This is a genomic window from Salinisphaera sp. SWV1, from assembly GCF_052044155.1.
Classification (GTDB): Bacteria; Pseudomonadota; Gammaproteobacteria; order Nevskiales; family Salinisphaeraceae; genus Salinisphaera.
On record NZ_JBQDYE010000019.1, the window covers coordinates 28,341 to 46,534 of the forward strand.

An 18,194-nucleotide genomic window follows, 5' to 3' on the forward strand; every position below is an offset into this window, starting at 1 on the left:
TCATTCCCGCCCCTCCTGACCGAACAGCCCCTGGGGCCGCAGTACCAGGACCAGCGCCATGGCCGCGTAGAGCATGACCTGCGAGTAGGCCGGATTGAACATGGAGGTGAGGCTGATGATCTCGCCGGCGATCAGCCCGCCTAGGATGGCGCCGGGAAAGGAGCCGAGCCCACCGATCACGACCACGACGAACGATTCCACCAGCACCTGCTCGCCCATATCGGGCGTGACCGACACGATCGGCGCGTCGATGGCCCCCGCATAGCCGGCCGCCATCGCGCCCAGGCCGAAGACCACCATGAAGGTGCGCTGCACGTTGAGGCCGAGCATGCCGACCATGCGCTGGTCCTCGATACCGGCCCGCACGACCAGCCCCAGCCGCGTGCGATACAACACCAGGTAGAGGATCAGCAGCGTGACCGCGACGATCACCATCACGATCAAGCGATATTTGGGGTAGATCATGAAGCCCATGTTGAAGATGCCGTTGCCCCAGTCCGGCACCGCCATGCGGCGGCTGATGCCGCCGAACATCAGACGCACGACTTCGACGATCACGATGCCCAGGCCGAAGGTCATCAGGATCTGGTCTTCCGGCGGGCGATCGTAGTAAAGCCGGATCAGGCCGCGCTCGATGATTACGCCGAGCACGAGCACGAACAACGCACCGCAGGTGACGGCCAGCACGAAGGAATGCGTGGTCTGCATCACCGCATAGCCGACATAGGCGCCCACCATGAACAGGGCGCCGTGCGCGAAATTCAGCACGCCCAGCGTGCCGAGAATAATGGTAAGACCGGTACTGATCAGCGCCAGCAGCGTGCCCAGCGCCAGCCCGTTGAACAGCTGCGACAGCAACAGCGAGAGATTCGGCATGACAAGTCCTGTTGAACCCGCGGGACAAGCCCATCAAAGCGCCGGATCAGAGCCCGTGAATCGGGATGATCCGGTATTCGGCAAGAGTGCGGCGCCGGCACGGCGATCGACCGCCGCACCGGCACCGCCGGCGGCACGGGTCTAGGTATAGGAACCGAGCTTGCAGGCAAAGGTGCCGGGCGGCGGCATGACATCCTTGCCCGGCGTGACGCCGACGATCTCGAAGTAGTCCTCCTTGCTCTTCATCTGGCTCTTGCTCTTGCCGACGACCACCGGCACTTCACGCACCATCTGGTGGTCCTCGGCGCGGTAGTAGACCTCGCCCAGCGTGCTCTGGATGTGCTTGCCGCTTTCCAGGGTCTTGATCACCTCGGGCGGATAGAAGGTACCGGCACGGGTGACCGCATCGGCCCAGATCATCGACTGCAGATAGGCGATGTGGGCCGTCCACCGCGGCTTGGAACCGTATTTCTTCTCGAACGAATCGACGAAGGTCTTCGCGTAGTCGTTGCGATCGGCCATCGTCCACCAGAAATCGAGCGTGCCGTAGACGCCGGCCATGATGTCGGGGCCGAGCTCGGAAGCCTGGAAGGGCGAGATGTTGGGCACCACCATCTTCATCTTGTCGAGGATGCCGAACTGCTGGGCCTGCTTGCTGGAGGCCACCGAGTCGTTGCCGAAGCACACGTTCACGAACACATCGGCGCCGCTGTTGGCGATGTTGAGCAGGTAGGAGCTGTAGTCGGAGGCCCCCACCGGCACCAGCACTTTCGATACCGTCTTCCAGCCCTGTTTCTCGGTGAACTCGCGGGTGGAGTCGAACACGGTGTGGCCGTAGGTGTAATCGGGCACGAGGTAAGCGGCCTTGACGTTGGTGCCGATTTCCTTGGCCACGACCGGTGCCAGCGCCTTGCCGGCCATATAGGCCGAGGGCTGCGAGCGGAAGCCGTAACGCTGGCAGTCCTTGCCGGTGGTGTCGTTGGAGCCGCTGGCCCCGACCATGTTGACCACTTTCTCGCGCTGGGCGAGTTTCTCAAGCGCGATCGCCACCGCACTGCTCGAGCAGCCGCTGATCATGATCGCTTTCTTTTCGTGGATGAAACGCGTCTGCACCTGGACAGCACTGTTGGGCTTGGTCTCCGAGTCGCCGATGCCGTACTCCACGTGCTTGCCGAGCACGCCCTGGCTGCCCTTGAGCGAATCCATCATCGCGGCCATGCCGGTGCCGTTGTTGATGTGCTCGAAGGCCAGCTCGTAGCCCTTCTTCTCATCCTGGCCGGCGGTGGAATAGGCGCCGGTCAACGGCACGCTCAGGCCGACGAAGACACTGTCGCCGCTCGCCCCGGCCGGGAAGGTCCCGAGGCTGGGGTAGTCCTTGGCCCAGGCGGTATTGAGCAGTGCGCCGGGCAACATCAGCGCGCCCGCCGCGCCCAATCCGGTCTTCATGAAGGCGCGGCGGCTCGTGGCCGGTCCGAACCCGTTCGATCTACGAGTTGACATGATTTTCGATTCCTCCGATAGGCGGCACCCGGGGTGCCGTACAGCCTTTGACGTCGCGCCCTGCCGGCGTCCGTTGCAACCTGGATTCAATAGACGGCGACGATATGCCGATCCGCGGATCGGCGAGCGGCCCCATGGCGTCACGCGTTATCTGGCTTACGCTCTTGTCACGGCCGTATGCGCCGGTGACCGAAGTCATCCGCGCGCATCCGGTGCCTTTGCAACAAGAGGGTTTTGTTGATTTATTTTCGCGTCACCCACTGAGCTACTGTCGGTGCAGCCGAGACCGGGGATCAACAGAGACTTCGTTAATGGTCTTATCTTAAGCCTAAGAGTAATGAGGATTCATAGGGTTGCGTTTTTACTTATAGACGGAAGTCGTAGCGCCGGGCGCGGTGCTGTGTGAGGCAGCAACACGCCTTGGTCCCGACTCCCAGCAGCCCCATGCGTTGCCCATCATGGCGTGAACTTGCCTTACCGGACTTTTCGGTCGGGATCGGCGGGGGCGCTTTCGAACGCCTGCGCCAGCCATTGGGCGGCCCGTAAAAGCGCGGCATCCCCGTCGCGCGATCCGATCAGCTGAATGCCGACCGGCAGGTTATTCGGGCCGGTCAGGCCGGGCACGTTGACGCAGGGCACGCCGAGCAGCGTCCAGATCCGATTGAAAACCGGATCGCCGGTGCCCGAGGTCGCCAGCGGCGCCTCGCCGGGCGCACTGGGCGTAAGCAACACATCCACCTCGGCCAGGCAATCCGCAAACGCAGCGCGACACTGCGCGGCGAGACGGCGCGCGGCCTCGTAGTGGCCGGCGGCGATCGTCGCCCCGTGATCGAGCAGCGCGGCCAGCCGGTCACTGAGTTGGCGGCGGTGCCGGTCGTGCTCGAACGCCAGGCAGCGCGCGGCTTCGAAGGCCATGATCGTTTCCTGGGCCGCAAGCAGGTCGTCGAAGATAGCCGGCAGGGTCACGGTCTCGACATCGCCGCCGGCCGCGGTTACACGGTTGATCGCCGTATCGCAGGCCGTGCGCGTGGCCGAACGGGCTGCGTGCCATTGCGGGGTACGGCAAAAGCCAAAGCGCGGCAGCGTGCCGGATGCGGTATCGATTCTCAGATCGCGGCCACTGAGCACGCTGCCAAGTAGCGCGGCACCGGGGACATCGGCGGCGAAAACGCCCACGGTGTCCAGCGACCAGGCCGCGGGCTTGAGGCCGGCCGGGCTGATCCAGCCGTAAGACGGCTTGTAGCCGACGATACCGCAGAACGACGCCGGCCGAATGACCGAGCCCGCCGTCTGGGTGCCGATGGCCAGCGGTACCTGACCGGCAGCGACCGCGGCCGCCGAGCCGCTGGACGATCCCCCCGGTGTGCGTTGGCAGTCGTGTGGGTTGCGGGTCTTGCCGGGATTGAAGAAAGCGAACTCGGTGGTCACCGTCTTGCCCATGACGAGCCCGCCGGCCTGTCGGATCAGAGCGACCGCCGCGGCGTCCGCGGCCGGCGTGCGCCCGGTATAGATCGGCGAACCGTAGGCGGTGGGCATGTCGTGGGTATCGAATATGTCCTTGATGCCCACGGGCAGCCCGTGCAACGCCCCCTGCACCGGCACACGGTCGAGCTGCCGGGCGGCGTCCAGCACGGCTTGTGGATCGCAGTTCGTCCAGGCCCGGATCCCGGATTCGCGGGCTTCGATACGCGCCAGGCATTGCCGGGCCAGGGCTTCGCAGGACAGCGCGCCGCTCGCGATGTGGTCGCGGGCCGTGGTGGCGGAGAGAACCGGTCCGGTGTTGCTGGTCATCGGGCTTACTCTTGGCTGTCGGTGGACTGAGACGTCCAAGCGCAATATGGCGGGGAGAGGTCGGGCATCACGAGGCCGAGGGATGGCTTGCGGTTGTCGAAACCATCAGCCATGCCAAGCCTGCTCATGTTCCATGCCGATCTTAGCCCGGGAGAACGCCGGGTGATATTCCAGTGCTGCGCACATGGCTTGAGCCGAGTCCGAATCGATCGCCGCTGTTGCAGGCACATCCACGACGGGCATCCCACAGATCAGCGCGCTATGTTTTGCAGCAATTACCGGGGCAGTCTTGTGTTGTGCAAATATTTCAATTCAAGATCTGGCCTGAAGGTTAAAAAGGGGTGGGCAGACCGCTGGGTTGGAGTCGGGAATCAGGATGCTGATGTGATTAAAGGCTAATCCATTCGGTAGCCATGCACGCCACAAGACATGGCTCCAAAGGTTCGAAACGGCGGAAAGTCGATTGTTGTGCCGCTATGGGTTATGTCTCGTCATCACCGAGCTCCGACATGCGCAGTAATTGGCTGCCGCGACGTACAGTCAGAATATCGACCTGATCCCGGGCGCTGTAAATCACTCGATACGCACCCAATATCAGCTCCCTGATACGAGGCGACCCCACCTCGGGAACGATACGCCCACTTTTGGGGAAATCAGCTAATCGCTCTACCTTGGCAAATAAATCATCCACCCAGCGTGCCGCCGCATCGGGGGCGTCCTCCGCAATATAGCGAGCTATATCCTCGATACGCTCCAGCGAAAGCGGGGACCAAACAATTGTCACCGGGTGAGGCCGCTCATAACCCGAGCCTTCGCGTCTTCATGCGTAATACCTCCCCCGGAAGCGATCTGCTCTTCGGCCTTATAGACCTCTTCCAGTATTTCAAGACGCTCCTGCATCTTCTCGTACTCATGCACATCCAGCAGTACGGCAACACCACGACCTCTCTGCGTGAGTACCATAGGGCGGCGGGTTTCATGGAGCTGCTTTACAAACGTGGCCACCCCGGCCCGGAACTCGGACAGGGGACGGATATCTTCATCCACTCGAACCCTTGACACGGCATTACCTCGGTACGTTTTAGTGTACAGAAAAGAGTACGACATTGCCGTTCGCTAGGCAAGATGCTTAAACAAGGTCCCGGATGCTCAGGGTCAGGTGTTGCCTCGTGCGTCTGGTTGGTCACGCAAATCCGCATTTTCCGCCTCTAACTCCGCCACTCGTCGCTCCAGCTCCGCAATCCGCTCCTTATCGGCAAAGCCTCCCGAGCTTGCGGCGGCTGTTTCGGCATAGGCGTCCAGATCGACTGCGCCGCAAAGCTGGTGCATGAACTCGGCGTCCTTGCGGCCTTTCATGCGCGGCAGTTCGACGAGCAGCGAGTTGTCGAGGTTGTCCTCATCGACCAGTTCCCGAGCGGCGACCTCGGAAAACCGGCCGGCCCGGGAGCGGATTTCACCGGGCGTTTGCGGCCCACTCAGCAGCAGCAGGGTGAGGATCGAACTGGGCTTTGGTGAGCTTGATGTCGGTGAGCCGGCCCGTGCCGCACATCCGCCGTTTGTATTTCTCGATACCGCTTTTGAGGTTCTCGTCGATCTGATGGTATTCGGTTCGCAGTGCGTCCAGGCCCGGATCTCGGGCTCGCAGGCTTCGATACGCGCCAGGCATTGCCGGGCCAGGGCTTCGCAGGACAGTCGATACGGTCGCGCGCAGTGGTGGCGTAGAGAGGCAAAAGGCAAGACCTGACCCCAAATGCATACGGAAAACCAGATGCACCAAATCGTGACCACATTCGCCCAAGTGGCTGAACGTATGGACGGCCTCAATACAACCAGCCAGCAACAGCATATCGGCATCGAAACGCTCAACGCCGCCATTCTCGAGTTACAGGACGCCCTGAGCCAGTCGGACCGTTCTATAGCCGACAGCCGCGTGGCCGCGGGTCAACTGCAGACCGAAGCCAGTCGGCTCGCCGAGTCCATTGGCGCATTCAAGCTCGAAAGCGACCATCATGATGGCGGCGACAACCAGCGGCGAAAACCAGCGACGCCCCCGATCGCCGCTGAAACTGACGACGCCCCAGGCACGCTAGCGGCCTGAGCCCGCGTGCCGCAATTCAGCGTTAGCGCGCCGCGTGTAGGTTCCCGACCCGTACTCGCGGCGCCTCGGGTCCGGGATGCCGGCCAATGCGGTCGTCGCCGAGCGCCCGAGCTTGCGGCGGCTGTTTCGGCAGAGGCGTCCCGATCGACTGCGCCACAAAGCTGGTGCATGAACTCGGCCTCCTTGCGGCCTTTCATGCGTGCCAGTTCGACGAGCCGCGAGTTGTCGAGGTCGTCCTCATCAACCCGTTCCCGAGCGGCGACCTCGTAAAGCCGCCCGGCCCGGGAGCGAATTTCACCGGGCGTTTGCGGCCCACTCAGCAGCAGCAGGGTGAGGATCGAACTGGGCTTTGGTGAGCTTGATGTCGGTGAGCTGGCCCGTGCCGCACATCCGCTGTTTGTATTTCTCGATACCGCTTTTGAAGTTTTCGTCGATCTGACGGTATTCGGGGCGAAGTGCGTCCAGGCCTGGACTCCGGGTTCGCGGGTTTCGATACGCGCCAGGCATTGCCGGGACAGGGCTTCGCAGGACAGTCGATACGGTCGCGCGCAGTGGTGGCGGAGAGAGGCAAAACGCAAGACCTGACCCCGAAGGAGAGGAGCGTGAAATCCAAGAGGGTATCTGACCCCGAAGCCCTCCCTCGTGCTTCCTCCATACTTTCTTGGAGACGCCAAAGACTTATTCGGCCGCTCCTTGAACAAGGTCCAGCGCATCTCTGTAAAGGAAAGGCACCCAATATTCTGGCGCGTCGCGAGTTCCTCGCGGTTCGAATAAACCGACTTCAGCGAGCTGCTCAGCCACATGTCGCGTAGCTTCCTCTTGCAAATTCCATATTGGCAATAGCGTCGCTAGTCGCTGGGATGTTTTCTGTCCTCGCAGTGCCTCAATATAGTCGCGAAGTTCCGGATGCTCAGCATATAGGGTTTGAGTAAGCCTCACTTCGGACACTTCAGGCAAAGCTTGCTTGAACGCTGCGCGCGCGAAGAGAGACTCTCCATCCGGGTCAGGCTCGCCCAGCTCGAAGCGACGCATTTGCTGCGTACGAAGAGAACTTAAAAGATGAATCAATTCTCGCGGTGCGTTGGTTTGAATTCCGTCACGAGTTCGTCCCAGCATCCAATCGAGGGTTGTCGGCTTATTAGAGCCTACGTCCACTTGGTCTGGACATAGTCTCAAGAAGAAGTTTTCTTGAGATCTTGTTGATGCCAACACTTCGACCGCATCGATATCGTAATACTCCGCTATTGCTCGATTAAATAGTGCGCGTCTGATGACCAAATTTAGGAGCGAACTTCTGTCCCAATTAATAGTGACGTGTCGAGTAATGTGACTCGCCTCGCGAAACCCGCCCTCGGTAATGCGCTTCCAAATGTCGGTACGTAGAAAAATCTTAGTGCCGATTTGATCGTAGTCCAAGAGGTCCAAGTAGACGCGGAATAAAGCCCTCAAAGCATTTTGTTCAAGTTCAAGACTCTCGGCGAAGGCGACATCTAAGCGATCGAGAACTATCCATACATTGTATTTTGCGTATCTTCTTAGAGCTGAGTTCGCCAACTCAAGTAGCGAGTCCACTGATTCAACTCCGCACTCTCGCGCCGCGAGAGATGGCTCACCGAATATTATTTTTCCCGTAAAACCGATAGGGAGTTGCGTTGCAGGATCGACATTTACGCCGCCTTCAATCGCTTGGGGGCGTAGAAGCCGTTTAACGTAATCTAAAACAGTATGTACTAGCGACTGCAGTGACCTTTGACCCTTCACCAAGCCATCATCTGCTAGCCGCTCTTTTAATTGCGTAGCCTCACTATTTTCAATGCCGTACTCATCGAAGGTCGCTGAAAGAAGCGATAGAAAATAAAGTTTCCACAAGCTAGTGAATTCTGCTTCTGTCGCCGGCGGGTCTGCAACAAGATCACGGAACGCTGGCGTTCCCCGCGGCTTTTCCCCTGCGATCAATAATACGTTTCTATCGAAGAGTTCATCTGACCGAGCTAGAAGGAGAGCATAGAGGGCACTTTTCCCCGAACCTTTAGGGCCATATACGACGTCAATCTCGCCAGAAAAAAGACGGCGCCAGTTATCCGTCTCGACGAAATAGCCTGAGAGGGCGGCAACTTCCTCCTCTGCAACACGTTGCCCAAAGTTCGTAGCGGCAAGTACTTCATGCTTCGTCATGCAAAATTAATCCTGTTCTTGGCGACAAACCGCAATTCGGTAACGTTTGTAGATACCTGATTTAGGTTTCTGTCGATCTCGCGCCGACTCCGGCGTCCGTTAACGTGTTCATCGCGACTACTCGCTTCCAGGCTCAGGCCTTGCTCTGTGCATCAAGCTGCTCCCACAACTCCGCATTCTCCGCCTCCAACTCCGCAACCCGTTTCTCCAATTCCGCAATCCGCTCCTTATCGGCCGACCGCCCCGGTCCTTCGGCCGCCATCCCGGCATAAGCCTCCATATCCACGGCGCCACAGAGCTGATGCATGAACTCGGCCTCCTTGCGGCCTTTCATGCGCGGTAGCTCGACGAGCAGCGAGTTGTCGAGGTCGTCGTCATCAACCAGTTCGCGAGCGGCTGCGGCGACATCTTCATTGGTTGCGAAGTCGTGGAGGCGGCCGGCCCGGGAACGGATTTCGCCGGGCGTCTGCGGCCCGCGCAGTAGCAGCAGGGTGAGGACTGCGAACTGGGCTTTAGTGAGCTTGATGTCGGTGAACTGGCCGGCGCCGCACATCCGCTGTTTGTATTTCTCGATACCACTTTTGAAGTTTTCGTCGATCTGAACGAGGCTGCGCGCGGCCAGGGCGCGGGCGGCGCGTTGCACTTCGATCTTGGTCAGCGACATGACCGGTTCGCGGGCCGACTTCTGGTTGGCCGCGTTGGTGAGCGCGTTGAGGGTGAGCGGCATCTGGTCGGGCGTGGTGACGGATTTCTCCATCAGGCAGCCGATGATGCGGGCTTCGATGTCGGTGAGGGTGGGGAGCATAGGCAGGGTGTTGTGGGATCCGCCCCCATGCTACGCATAAAGCGGGCGGGATGGGGTACCCGGCCCGCGTGAATTCGCGCTACGGCTTGAAGGCGACGGTCCAGCTGTCGTTGGCCAGTGCCAGGACGGTGTCGATGGCCTCGGCGGGCACGCCCTCGCGGTTGCCCTGTTCGAGCGGGTCGTAGTGGAACACGAACAGGCGCGAGGCGAACTGGTGGAAGGGCAGGCTGGCCTCGCCATGGCGTTCGCCGTGGCCGTGGGTGTCGGTGCAGATCCCCTGGCCCCAGTCCTGGCCGCTGTCGTTGTTGGGGTTGAAGAAGTAGACGCGCATTTCGCCGTCCGGGTCGAGCGCGACGCGGCGGATGGCGATGGCGTGGCGGCCGATGTAGCGGGCGGCGCTGTCGGTGGCGGCGATGCCGGCCGGCTGCGGGTGGATCACCGGCACACCGCCGTTATAGGCCGGGTGGTAGCTGGCGTAGAAATCGCGGATGAAGGCGGCGTGGTCCTGGATCTGATCGGTGCCGGCGTTGGCGACGACGCGAAAGCCGTTGCCGACCCACCAGCCGTAGAACTCGGGATGAATCCAGCGGTGCAGGTCGTCGTCGCGCTCGCCGCAGAGCCGGCCCATTTCGATATAGATGCGGTCCAGATGCGGCACCAGAATCATTGACACCGGGTCCACGTCCAGCGGGCGCTGTTTGGCCAGCCCGGCCGCCAGGCCCTTGGAGGAAACGATGTCGCCCTCGAAGCGCAGCAACACTTCGTCGTCGCGCGCGGCCCAGGCGATGAGCTGGAGCAGGTAGTCCGGATCGTTGTCGGCCCACATCGACAGGCCGATCACCGATTGGCAGGTCGGGTTGTTGCCCTGGCCGACGCCGAGCGGCTGGCCGAGCAGGTTGAGCACGCCGGCCATGAGCCATACGCGCGGCGCGCGGCGCGCGCCGAAGGCGGTGCTGAGCGTGGCCTCCGTCTCGGCCGACAGGGGCAGGCGCAATTGGCGCGACAGGCCGGCGGCGACCGGGCCGTTGAACAGGGTGCCGCGCTCGAGCAACTGGGCGAGGCCATAGACCGACTGGGCGGTCTCGACGAAGATGATGTCGTCGATGATTTCGTGCACCAGCGCGGTATGGCACTGGTAGGCATCGGTACCGGTACGGCCCAGCCCGAGCGTGACCGGGATCAGGTGCTCGCCGCCGATTTCGGGGGTCCGCAGGTGGCGCAGGAACACGGCGTTGTACACCGAGACCAGCCCGGTGTCGTGCATGGCCTGGGCAAACCCCTGGGCTTCGGCGCGCAGCTCGTCGTCGGTGAAGGTCGGCAGGCGCATGCGGTAGACATCCACGCCGGGGTCTTCGGCGCAGCCGGGCGTGGGCGCGAACAGGCAGTTCACGAGCTGCTGGGCGGCGGTGTTGTCGGTATCCAGCTTGGGGTCGAACAGGCATTCGGCGATCTGGATGACCATTTCGCGCACGTCGTCGACGTCGATCGGGCGTTGTTCGAGAATACGCCAGACTTCCGCCACCAGGCTGTCGAGGATGCTCTCGTAGCCCATCGCCTCGACCTGGAACTGGTACAGCGCGGCCACCATCGGCCCGAGGGAAAACGGCCGTTCGCGGTCGGCCTCCCGCAGCTGGCCGGAGAGCAGGTCGAGGTTGAGCGCCATGACCTGGGTGATGAACTGGCGCGCGTGCTCGGCGGTGATGCGCGGGTGCGCATAGTCGCCGCGCGCGACGGCCAGCAGGCGCAGCTGGCTGAGTGCTTCGATGACGGTGGTCTGCGCATCGCCGGTGCGTAGCGAAAGCTTGGCGATATCGGGCTGCAGAATGGCCGGGTGGTCCCAGTCGGTGCCGCGAAATACGCCCGCCGATTCAAAGCGTTTGACGCGATGATAGAGGGCGGCGGGGCCGCCTTCCTCGGCCAGCACCATGCCGGCGGCGGCCAGCGCCTGGGCATTGGAAGCATTCGGGTCGGCCTGGCGGGCCTGGCCCAGCGCCATCAGCGTCTGGTCGAACTGGGGGGTGCTCGGCGTGCTGGAGGTCATGCAGGGATATCGGCTCAAATGAAGTCGCGCTGCCGACGGGTGCCGGCGGGGCGTTGGCCACCATACACCGATTCACGGGCCATGCGGGCCCCGGGGTGGGGTGTCAGAGCATGCCGCGCAGCTTGTCGGCCCAGGCTTTCAGATCCAGCAGCAGTTGCAGCCGGGCCGGATCGCCCTGGACGCGTTCCATGAGCGCGGCGACGACGTCGTCGTATTCGTCCAGTGTCAGGCCGCCGTCGGGCGCGAACTCCAGCCGCTTGGCGACCCAGTTGCGCCAGTCGTCGCGTTCGGCGCCGGTCAGCGAATCCGGGAAGTGGCGGGCGCGGTAGCGGAACAGCAGTTCGTTGAGCCGGTTGTCGGCGAACACGATGGCCCCGTCGGCCAGTTCGGCGGGGGCGGTGGCGCGTACCGCGTCGGCCCGCTTGCGGTCGTCGTTGGAGACGAAGCCGTCGTACAGGGCAGCCTCGGCATCGGACTCGGCATCGAACACGCGGGCATCGAACACCGCCGTGGCCTTGGCCTCGACCTCGGTCAGCCGGTCGTGGATCGCCTTCCAGTGGCGCCGGCACTGGTTGATGTCGAGATTCAGCCGGGCGGCTTCGCTCTCGCGCATCATCTCGAACGGCGCCAGCACCGGGCATTTGTTCAGATGCACGCCCTTGAGCGCGACTCTCGGCGTGTCTTCCGGCAGATCCGCGCTGGGGGTGAAGATGCGCTCGTGGATTTCGTCGGGGGCCAGTTCCAGCAGCGGCGCCGGGTCCGCCCGCAGGTCGTAGACGATGAGGCAGTTCTTGTTCGATGGGTGGGCCGCGATCGGCATCACCGGCGACAGGCAGCCGTTCTCGGCCGGGAATTTGGACGAGACGTGCAGCGCCGGCTTGCGCGTGTCCATGTCCAGCAATTGGCGGGCGCTGGTCTTGTCGCGGTGGTTGAGGACGTAGTCGTACAGCCGCGGCTGCTTGTCGCGGATCAGCCTGGCCAGGCCGATGGTGGCGTATACGTCCGACAGCGCATCGTGCGCGCGCTCCTGGACCAGGTTGTTGGCCGGGGCGAGCTGGTCGAGCCTGAAGCTCGGGGCGCCATCCTCGCGCTTCGGCCACTCGATGCCGTCCGGGCGCAGCGCATAGGTCAGCCGCACCATGTTGATGATGTCCCACCGGGAACAGCCGTTCTGCCACTCGCGGGCATACGGGTCGAAGAAATTGCGCCACAGGGTATGGCGGGTGACTTCGTCGTCGAACGCCAGGCTGTTGTAGCCGACGCTGCAGGTGCCCGGTCGCGCCATTTCGGCGACGATGGTTTCGATGAACTCGGGCTCGGGCACGCCGTGTTCGGCCGCGTACTGCGGCGTGATGCCGGTGATCAGCGTGGCCTCGGGGTGGCCGAGCATGTCAGCCGACGGCTGGCAATACAGCACCAGCGGGTCGCCGATGATGTTGAAATCCAGGTCCGTGCGAATGCCGGCGAACTGGGCCGGCTTGTCGCGCCTGGGGTCGGCGCCGAAGGTTTCGTAGTCGTGCCAGAAGAAGGTCGGCTCGGCCATCAGGCAGCGCTCGTTTCGGCTTGCAATGCATCCAGCGCTTCGGCGTGTTCCATCCAGTTCGCCTCCGCGGTATTGAGCTGCTTGCGCAGCCGGGCCTGTTCCTGCGACAGCCGTGCGGACTCGGTCGGGTTTTCGTACACGCTCGGCCTGGAGAGCTCGGCTTCGACGTTATCGATCTGCTTGGCCAGCCGCTCCATTTCGTTCTCGGCCTTCTTCAGCGCGTTGCGCAAGGGTTTTTCCTTCGCCCGCTGTTCGGCCGAGCTGCGCCGGTTGGCCGCGCCCGTGGCGCCGGCGGCGGTGGTCTTTTTCGTATCGCTGCCTTCGCGCGCCGATGCCTGGCGCGAGATCCATTTTGCGTAGTCGTCCAGGTCGCCGTCGAACGGTTCCAGTGAGCCGTCGGCGACGCGCCAGAGCTGGTCGCAGGTGGCGTCGATCAGGTGGCGGTCATGCGCGATCATCACCACCGCGCCGGTGAAGCCGGCCAGGGCGGTCTCGAGCGCATGACGCATGTCCAGATCGAGATGGTTGGTGGGCTCGTCGAGCAGCAGCAGGTTGGGTTGGGTATGCACGACCAGCGCCAGCGCCAGTCGGGCCTTCTCGCCGCCGGAGAACGGGCCGATCGGCTCCAGCGCCTTGTCGCCGCGAAAATCGAAACCGCCCAGGAAATCGCGGATATGCTGTTCGGAGGCCTTCGGGTCCTGGCGCTGCAGGTGCTGGGCGGCACTGGCCGAATCGTCCAGCACTTCGAGCTGGTGTTGGGCGAAATAGCCCACATTGAGATACTTGTCGTACTGCACGTCGCCGCCCATGGGCGCGAGTTCGCCCGCCAACAGTTTCATGACGGTGGATTTGCCGGCGCCGTTACGCCCGAGAATGGCCAGCCGGTCGCCGGGGATGAGCCGCAGCTTGATGTCGGCCACCAGCGGTTCATCGCCATAGCCGACATCGGCGTCGTCCACGCGCAGCAGGGTGTCGGGCAGGCGGTCGGGCTTGAGGAATTGGAACGAGAACGGCGTATCCCAGTGTGCCGCCTCGACTTTCTCCATGCGCTCCATCTGCTTGAGCTTGGACTGTGCCTGCCGGGCCTTGGTGGCCTGGGCCCGAAAGCGGTCGACGAAGCCCTGCAACTGGTTGAGCTTCTTCTGCTGGTTTTCGAAGGCGGCCTGCTGCTGGGCCTTGGCTTCGGCGCGCATCATCTCGAAGCGGGAATAGTTGCCGGTGTAGAGGACCGCCTTGCCGTGTTCCAGATGCAGCGTATGGGTGGCCAGCGCATCGAGGAAATCGCGGTCATGCGAGATCACGACCAGCGTGGCGGGGTGGGCGCCGAGATATTCCTGCAGCCAGAACACCGCATCCATGTCGAGGTGGTTGGTCGGCTCGTCGAGCAGCAGCAGGTCGCAGCGACGCATGAGTGCTGCGGCCAGATTCAGGCGCATGCGCCAGCCGCCGGAGAAATCGTCGAGCGGGGCGTCGTGCGTCGACGGCGCGAAGCCCAGGCCGTGCAGCAACCGCGCGGCCCGGGCACGGGCGGCATAGCCGTCGATCTCGGCCAGGCGCCCGTGCAGCTCGGCCATGGCGTTGCCGTCGCCGGTGGCCTCGGCCTCGGCCAGACGCGACTCCACCGCGCGCAATTCGACATCGCCGTCGAGCACGAACTCGATCGCCGGCTGGGCGCCGGCCGGCGCATGCTGGCGCACGGTGGCAATCTCGACGCTGGCGGGAATATCGATCTCGCCGGCGTCGGGCGCGAGTTCGCCGAGCATCATGGCGAGCAGGCTGGATTTGCCGGTGCCATTGGCACCGACGATGCCCACGCGCTGGCCGGCCTGAAGTCTCAGGTCGACATCTTCGAGGAGTTTGCGCGGGCCGCGGCGGAGGGTGACGTGTTTGAAGGCGATCATGGGCGCGATTGTAAAGGATCGCCGCGGCTGAACCGACCGCAATCGGCGATTCATCGGCCCGGGTGGCGCATGCGCGCGGGTTTGCGGGCCCGGTCCGACGCATCATCCGGGCGACCGGGCGCTATTGCGGTCGCCCTGTGCGCAGGCTAATTTGAAGCCCTGGGGTTCTCACAGGGGGCGGCCATGACGGCCCATCGCAGGTTCTACGGCGCGGCCTACGCGATCGCGAGTCTCGTGTTGCTGGTGGTCGTCACCCTGCCGATCTACTGGCTGCTGGTGGTCGCCGGCGCGCCCTACGCTCTGTGCTACTGGGTGATGTCGTTTCTGATCAGTGGCGGTGTTTATCTCGCGCTGTGCCTGTATCGCGAGCATGCGCTCGAAACCGGGCCGTTCTTTGCGCTCACGTTATCTTTCGCCACGGCGATGACAGTCATGTATGTGTTGTTCGCCGGTACCAGCACGCTGACCGGCTGACGCGGCGCCCATGAAAAAAGCGCGCCAGGCTCGAAGCCCGACGCGCCTTGCGGGCGCCGCATCGATGGCCGAAGCGCATCAATGCCGGCGGGCCGCGATCAGTTGGGCGCGCCGTTGCCCTGGCGCTGGCCGCCGCGACCGCCACGCTTGCCCCGGCGGGTGCTGCTGCGCCGCGGTTTGTCGCTGCCGTCCTCGTGGCGCGCGCGCTCGTGATGCGGCTGGCCCTGACGTGGCGCGCCCTGGTCGCCATTGGCGCGGGGCTTGTTGTCATTGCCGGGCCGCCCACGGGAGGGCTTGCCGTTGCCCGGGCGACGCGCCGGCCGGCGATCGTCTTCGTCCGTATCGGTGCTGCCCTGCGGTGCGCGCAGGTCGATGCCTTCCGGCTGGAAGCGCTCGATCTGACGGCCGATCAGCTTCTCGATGCTCTTGAGATCCTTGCGTTCTTCCGGGCCCACCAACGACAGGGCTTCGCCCTCGGCGCCGGCGCGGCCGGTGCGGCCGATGCGGTGCACATAGTCCTCGGGCACGTTGGGCAGCTCGTAATTCACTACATGCGGCAGCGAGTCGATATCGATGCCGCGGGCCGCGATATCGGTAGCCACGAGCACGCGAACCGTGCCGTTCTTGAAGCCGTCCAGCGCCTTGGTGCGCGCGTTCTGCGACTTGTTGCCGTGCAGGGCGGCGGCGGTCAGGCCGTCGGTTTCCAGCTGTTTCACCAGCCGGTTGGCACCGTGCTTGGTGCGGGCGAACACCAGCACCTGCGACCAGTTGTTGGAACCGATCAGATGGCTGAGCACGGCGCGCTTGCGCGGCTTCTCGACCATGATCACGCGCTGGGCCACACGCTCGGCGGTGGAGTTGCGCGGGGCGACATCGATCTCGATCGGCCGGGTCAGCAGCGAACCGGCCAGCTTGCGGATATCGTTGGAGAAGGTTGCCGAAAACAACAGCGTCTGGCGCTTGGCCGGCACATACTTCAGCACGCGCTTGATGTCGTGGATGAAGCCCATGTCGAGCATGCGATCGGCTTCGTCGAGTACCAGCGTGTTCAGATTCGACAGATCGATGTGGCCATTCTGCAAATGATCGAGCAGGCGGCCCGGTGTGGCCACGATGATGTCCACGCCTTTCTTGAACGCAGTGATCTGCGGCTGATAGCCGACGCCGCCGAACACGACGGTGCGCTTGAGCTGCGTGTTGGCGCCGTAGGTGCTCACCGATTCGGCGACCTGGGCGGCCAGTTCACGGGTGGGGGCGAGCACGAGTACGCGCGGCTTTTTCTCGTGGGTCTGGCCGAGGCGCTGGAGGATCGGCAACACGAAGGCCGCGGTCTTGCCGGTGCCGGTCTGGGCCGCGCCCAATACGTCGGCGCCGTCGATGATGGCCGGAATGGCCTTGGATTGAATCGGGGTAGGCGTGCTATAGCCCGAGTCGGCGACTGACGCCAGCAGATGCGGCGACAAGCCGAGGGAATCGAATGACATGCATTGTCCTGGTGGTGTGAATAGCAGACCGACCTGGATTGTTGTGCAGTGTCCGTGTCGATCTTCGGCGGCCAAGCGGAAGGCTCGGCGGCGCGGCTTCGGTCGGGGCCCGTGCGATGGCATATGGGTGGAACCGACCGGCTTAAGTATAACGCGTACCGGGCGTCACGTCATCGCGGGCAACGCCCCGGTTTTATGGCATCGTGGCGTTCAACCTTCCCAGCCATGGAATGCTCGACCCATGAGCGATGAATTCGCGCCGCTGCGAATTGCGGTGTTGACCGTATCCGACACCCGTACCGAGGCTACCGACAAGTCCGGCCGCGTTCTGGTCGAACGCCTGCAGGCGGCCGGCCACATCCTGCACGATAAGCGTATCTGCCCGGACGATGTGTACGAATTGCGCGCGATCGTCGCACGCTGGATCGCCGATGACGCCCCGGACGTGGTGATCACGACCGGCGGCACCGGGCTGACCGGGCGCGATGTCACGCCGCAGGCGATCGAGGTACTGTTCGATCGGCGTATCGATGGCTTCGGCGAGATGTTCCGGATGTTGTCGTACGACGCCATCGGCACCTCCACGCTCCAATCGCGCGCGATCGCCGGCGTGGCCAGGGCCACGTTCATCTTCTGCCTGCCGGGTTCGTCGGGCGCGGCGGCCGACGGCTGGGACAAGCTCATTGCCGACCAGATCGATATTCGCACGCGGCCGTGCAATCTCCATGAGCTGCGGCCGCGACTGCTGGAGCGTTGATTGTGCGCCGCCGGTGATCGTCGCCCGTGTGGGCGTTGGCCGGCACGCCGGCATGCCGACGTGGCCCGCGTCGCCAGAAAAAAGCCCCCGCCGAGCGCTCGGCAGGGGATTTTCATCGCGCGAATGCCGGCCATTCGGCCGGGCATCGGATGGCGCGCCAGCGATCAGCCCTTGTTGTAGGCCTCGATGGATTTCTCGATCTCGGCCTTCGCCTTGTCGACGCCTTCCCAGCCGGTGATCTTGACCCACTTGCCTTTTTCTTCGTCCTTGTAGTGTTCGAAGAAGTGCTGGATCTTGTTCTTCAGGCGGTCGTCGATGTCGCCGAGATCGCGCACGTCCTTGTAGTAGTCGGTGCTGATCTTGTCGGTCGGCACGGCCAGGATTTTGGCGTCCAGGCCCGATTCGTCCTCGGTGCCCAGCACGGCCACCGGGCGGCACTTGATCACCGCGCCCGGCACGATCGGCTCGGGGGTGAGCACCAGCACGTCGACCGGGTCGCCGTCGTCGTACAGGGTCTTCGGCACGAAGCCGTAGTTGGCCGGATAGTGCATCGCGACGTTCATGAAGCGATCCACCATCAGGCAGTTGCTGTCCTTGTCCACTTCATACTTCACCGAGGAGGAGCCCTCGACGATTTCGATGATGACGTTGATTTCTTCGGGCGGGTTCTTGCCCGGCGTCAGTGCTTCGTAGCCCATCTGCGCCTTCCGTTGTGATTGGTGGATTGAGAATCGGGCGTTAGTGTACCG

17 protein-coding genes are annotated in these 18,194 nt (G+C 63.4%); 3 read left to right on the plus strand and 14 right to left on the minus strand.

Annotated features, from left to right (window positions below):
• From ACS8YF_RS10655 to ACS8YF_RS10680, 6 genes are all read right to left on the minus strand, one after another.
• Window positions 1-876 carry a branched-chain amino acid ABC transporter permease gene (locus ACS8YF_RS10655; RefSeq protein WP_440850202.1) on the minus strand — a complete coding sequence of 292 codons (876 nt, stop codon included), beginning with the start codon at window positions 874-876 and terminating at the stop codon, window positions 1-3.
• Between the two features lie 141 nt (window positions 877-1,017).
• Entirely contained in the window at window positions 1,018-2,376 is a 1,359-nt protein-coding gene (locus ACS8YF_RS10660; protein ID WP_440850203.1) for an ABC transporter substrate-binding protein, read from the minus strand.
• A gap of 474 nt (window positions 2,377-2,850) precedes the next feature.
• Window positions 2,851-4,167: an amidase gene (locus ACS8YF_RS10665; RefSeq protein WP_440850204.1), complete on the minus strand. Its 1,317-nt coding sequence runs from the start codon at window positions 4,165-4,167 to the stop codon at window positions 2,851-2,853.
• A 481-nt stretch (window positions 4,168-4,648) separates the two neighbouring features.
• Entirely contained in the window at window positions 4,649-4,951 is a 303-nt protein-coding gene (locus ACS8YF_RS10670; protein ID WP_440850205.1) for a type II toxin-antitoxin system RelE/ParE family toxin, read from the minus strand.
• Window positions 4,948-5,229, minus strand: coding sequence for a type II toxin-antitoxin system Phd/YefM family antitoxin (locus ACS8YF_RS10675; protein WP_440850206.1), 282 nt, complete (start codon window positions 5,227-5,229; stop codon window positions 4,948-4,950). Before ACS8YF_RS10675 ends, ACS8YF_RS10670 begins: the two co-directional genes overlap by 4 nt.
• A 93-nt stretch (window positions 5,230-5,322) precedes the next feature.
• Window positions 5,323-5,904, minus strand: a complete 582-nt coding sequence (locus tag ACS8YF_RS10680; RefSeq protein ID WP_440850207.1) for a DUF480 domain-containing protein — start codon at window positions 5,902-5,904, stop codon at window positions 5,323-5,325.
• Window positions 5,905-5,917: 13 nt separating this feature from the next.
• On the opposite strand from ACS8YF_RS10680, the gene ACS8YF_RS10685 reads away from it, so the two are divergent.
• Window positions 5,918-6,265 carry a hypothetical protein gene (locus tag ACS8YF_RS10685; RefSeq protein ID WP_440850208.1) on the plus strand — a complete coding sequence of 116 codons (348 nt, stop codon included), beginning with the start codon at window positions 5,918-5,920 and terminating at the stop codon, window positions 6,263-6,265.
• Here the strand turns inward: ACS8YF_RS10685 and ACS8YF_RS10690 are convergent.
• The 6 genes from ACS8YF_RS10690 to ACS8YF_RS10715 all read right to left on the minus strand — a co-directional run bounded on the left by ACS8YF_RS10690 (window position 6,175) and on the right by ACS8YF_RS10715 (window position 14,730).
• On the minus strand, window positions 6,175-6,978 hold the full coding sequence (locus tag ACS8YF_RS10690; RefSeq protein WP_440850209.1) for a DUF480 domain-containing protein: 804 nt from the start codon (window positions 6,976-6,978) through the stop codon (window positions 6,175-6,177). The genes ACS8YF_RS10685 and ACS8YF_RS10690 overlap by 91 nt on opposite strands.
• On the minus strand, window positions 6,944-8,440 hold the full coding sequence (locus ACS8YF_RS10695) for a P-loop ATPase, Sll1717 family (protein WP_440850210.1): 1,497 nt from the start codon (window positions 8,438-8,440) through the stop codon (window positions 6,944-6,946). Before ACS8YF_RS10695 ends, ACS8YF_RS10690 begins: the two co-directional genes overlap by 35 nt.
• Before the next feature lie 133 nt (window positions 8,441-8,573).
• Entirely contained in the window at window positions 8,574-9,245 is a 672-nt protein-coding gene (locus tag ACS8YF_RS10700) for a YceH family protein (RefSeq protein ID WP_440850211.1), read from the minus strand.
• 79 nt (window positions 9,246-9,324) lie between these two features.
• Complete coding sequence (locus ACS8YF_RS10705; RefSeq protein ID WP_440850212.1) at window positions 9,325-11,286, minus strand: hypothetical protein; 1,962 nt, start codon at window positions 11,284-11,286, stop codon at window positions 9,325-9,327.
• 103 nt (window positions 11,287-11,389) lie between these two features.
• Window positions 11,390-12,829: an exodeoxyribonuclease I gene (sbcB, locus tag ACS8YF_RS10710; RefSeq protein ID WP_440850213.1), complete on the minus strand. Its 1,440-nt coding sequence runs from the start codon at window positions 12,827-12,829 to the stop codon at window positions 11,390-11,392.
• Window positions 12,829-14,730: an ATP-binding cassette domain-containing protein gene (locus ACS8YF_RS10715; RefSeq protein WP_440850214.1), complete on the minus strand. Its 1,902-nt coding sequence runs from the start codon at window positions 14,728-14,730 to the stop codon at window positions 12,829-12,831. The genes sbcB and ACS8YF_RS10715 overlap by 1 nt, the downstream gene beginning before the upstream one ends.
• A 183-nt stretch (window positions 14,731-14,913) precedes the next feature.
• Between ACS8YF_RS10715 and ACS8YF_RS10720 the strand changes: the two genes are divergently transcribed.
• On the plus strand, window positions 14,914-15,204 hold the full coding sequence (locus ACS8YF_RS10720) for a hypothetical protein (RefSeq protein WP_440850215.1): 291 nt from the start codon (window positions 14,914-14,916) through the stop codon (window positions 15,202-15,204).
• Between the two features lie 98 nt (window positions 15,205-15,302).
• Here ACS8YF_RS10720 and ACS8YF_RS10725 read toward each other — a convergent pair whose 3' ends face one another.
• Window positions 15,303-16,688 carry a DEAD/DEAH box helicase gene (locus ACS8YF_RS10725; protein ID WP_440850216.1) on the minus strand — a complete coding sequence of 462 codons (1,386 nt, stop codon included), beginning with the start codon at window positions 16,686-16,688 and terminating at the stop codon, window positions 15,303-15,305.
• Between the two features lie 241 nt (window positions 16,689-16,929).
• Here ACS8YF_RS10725 and moaB point away from each other — a divergent pair, with 241 nt between their 5' ends.
• Window positions 16,930-17,445 (plus strand): molybdenum cofactor biosynthesis protein B, encoded by a 516-nt coding sequence (gene moaB / locus ACS8YF_RS10730; RefSeq protein ID WP_440850217.1) that lies wholly within the window; start codon window positions 16,930-16,932, stop codon window positions 17,443-17,445.
• A gap of 164 nt (window positions 17,446-17,609) precedes the next feature.
• Here moaB and ppa read toward each other — a convergent pair whose 3' ends face one another.
• Window positions 17,610-18,143, minus strand: coding sequence for an inorganic diphosphatase (gene ppa / locus ACS8YF_RS10735; RefSeq protein WP_109993932.1), 534 nt, complete (start codon window positions 18,141-18,143; stop codon window positions 17,610-17,612).
• Window positions 18,144-18,194: the final 51 nt, after the last annotated feature.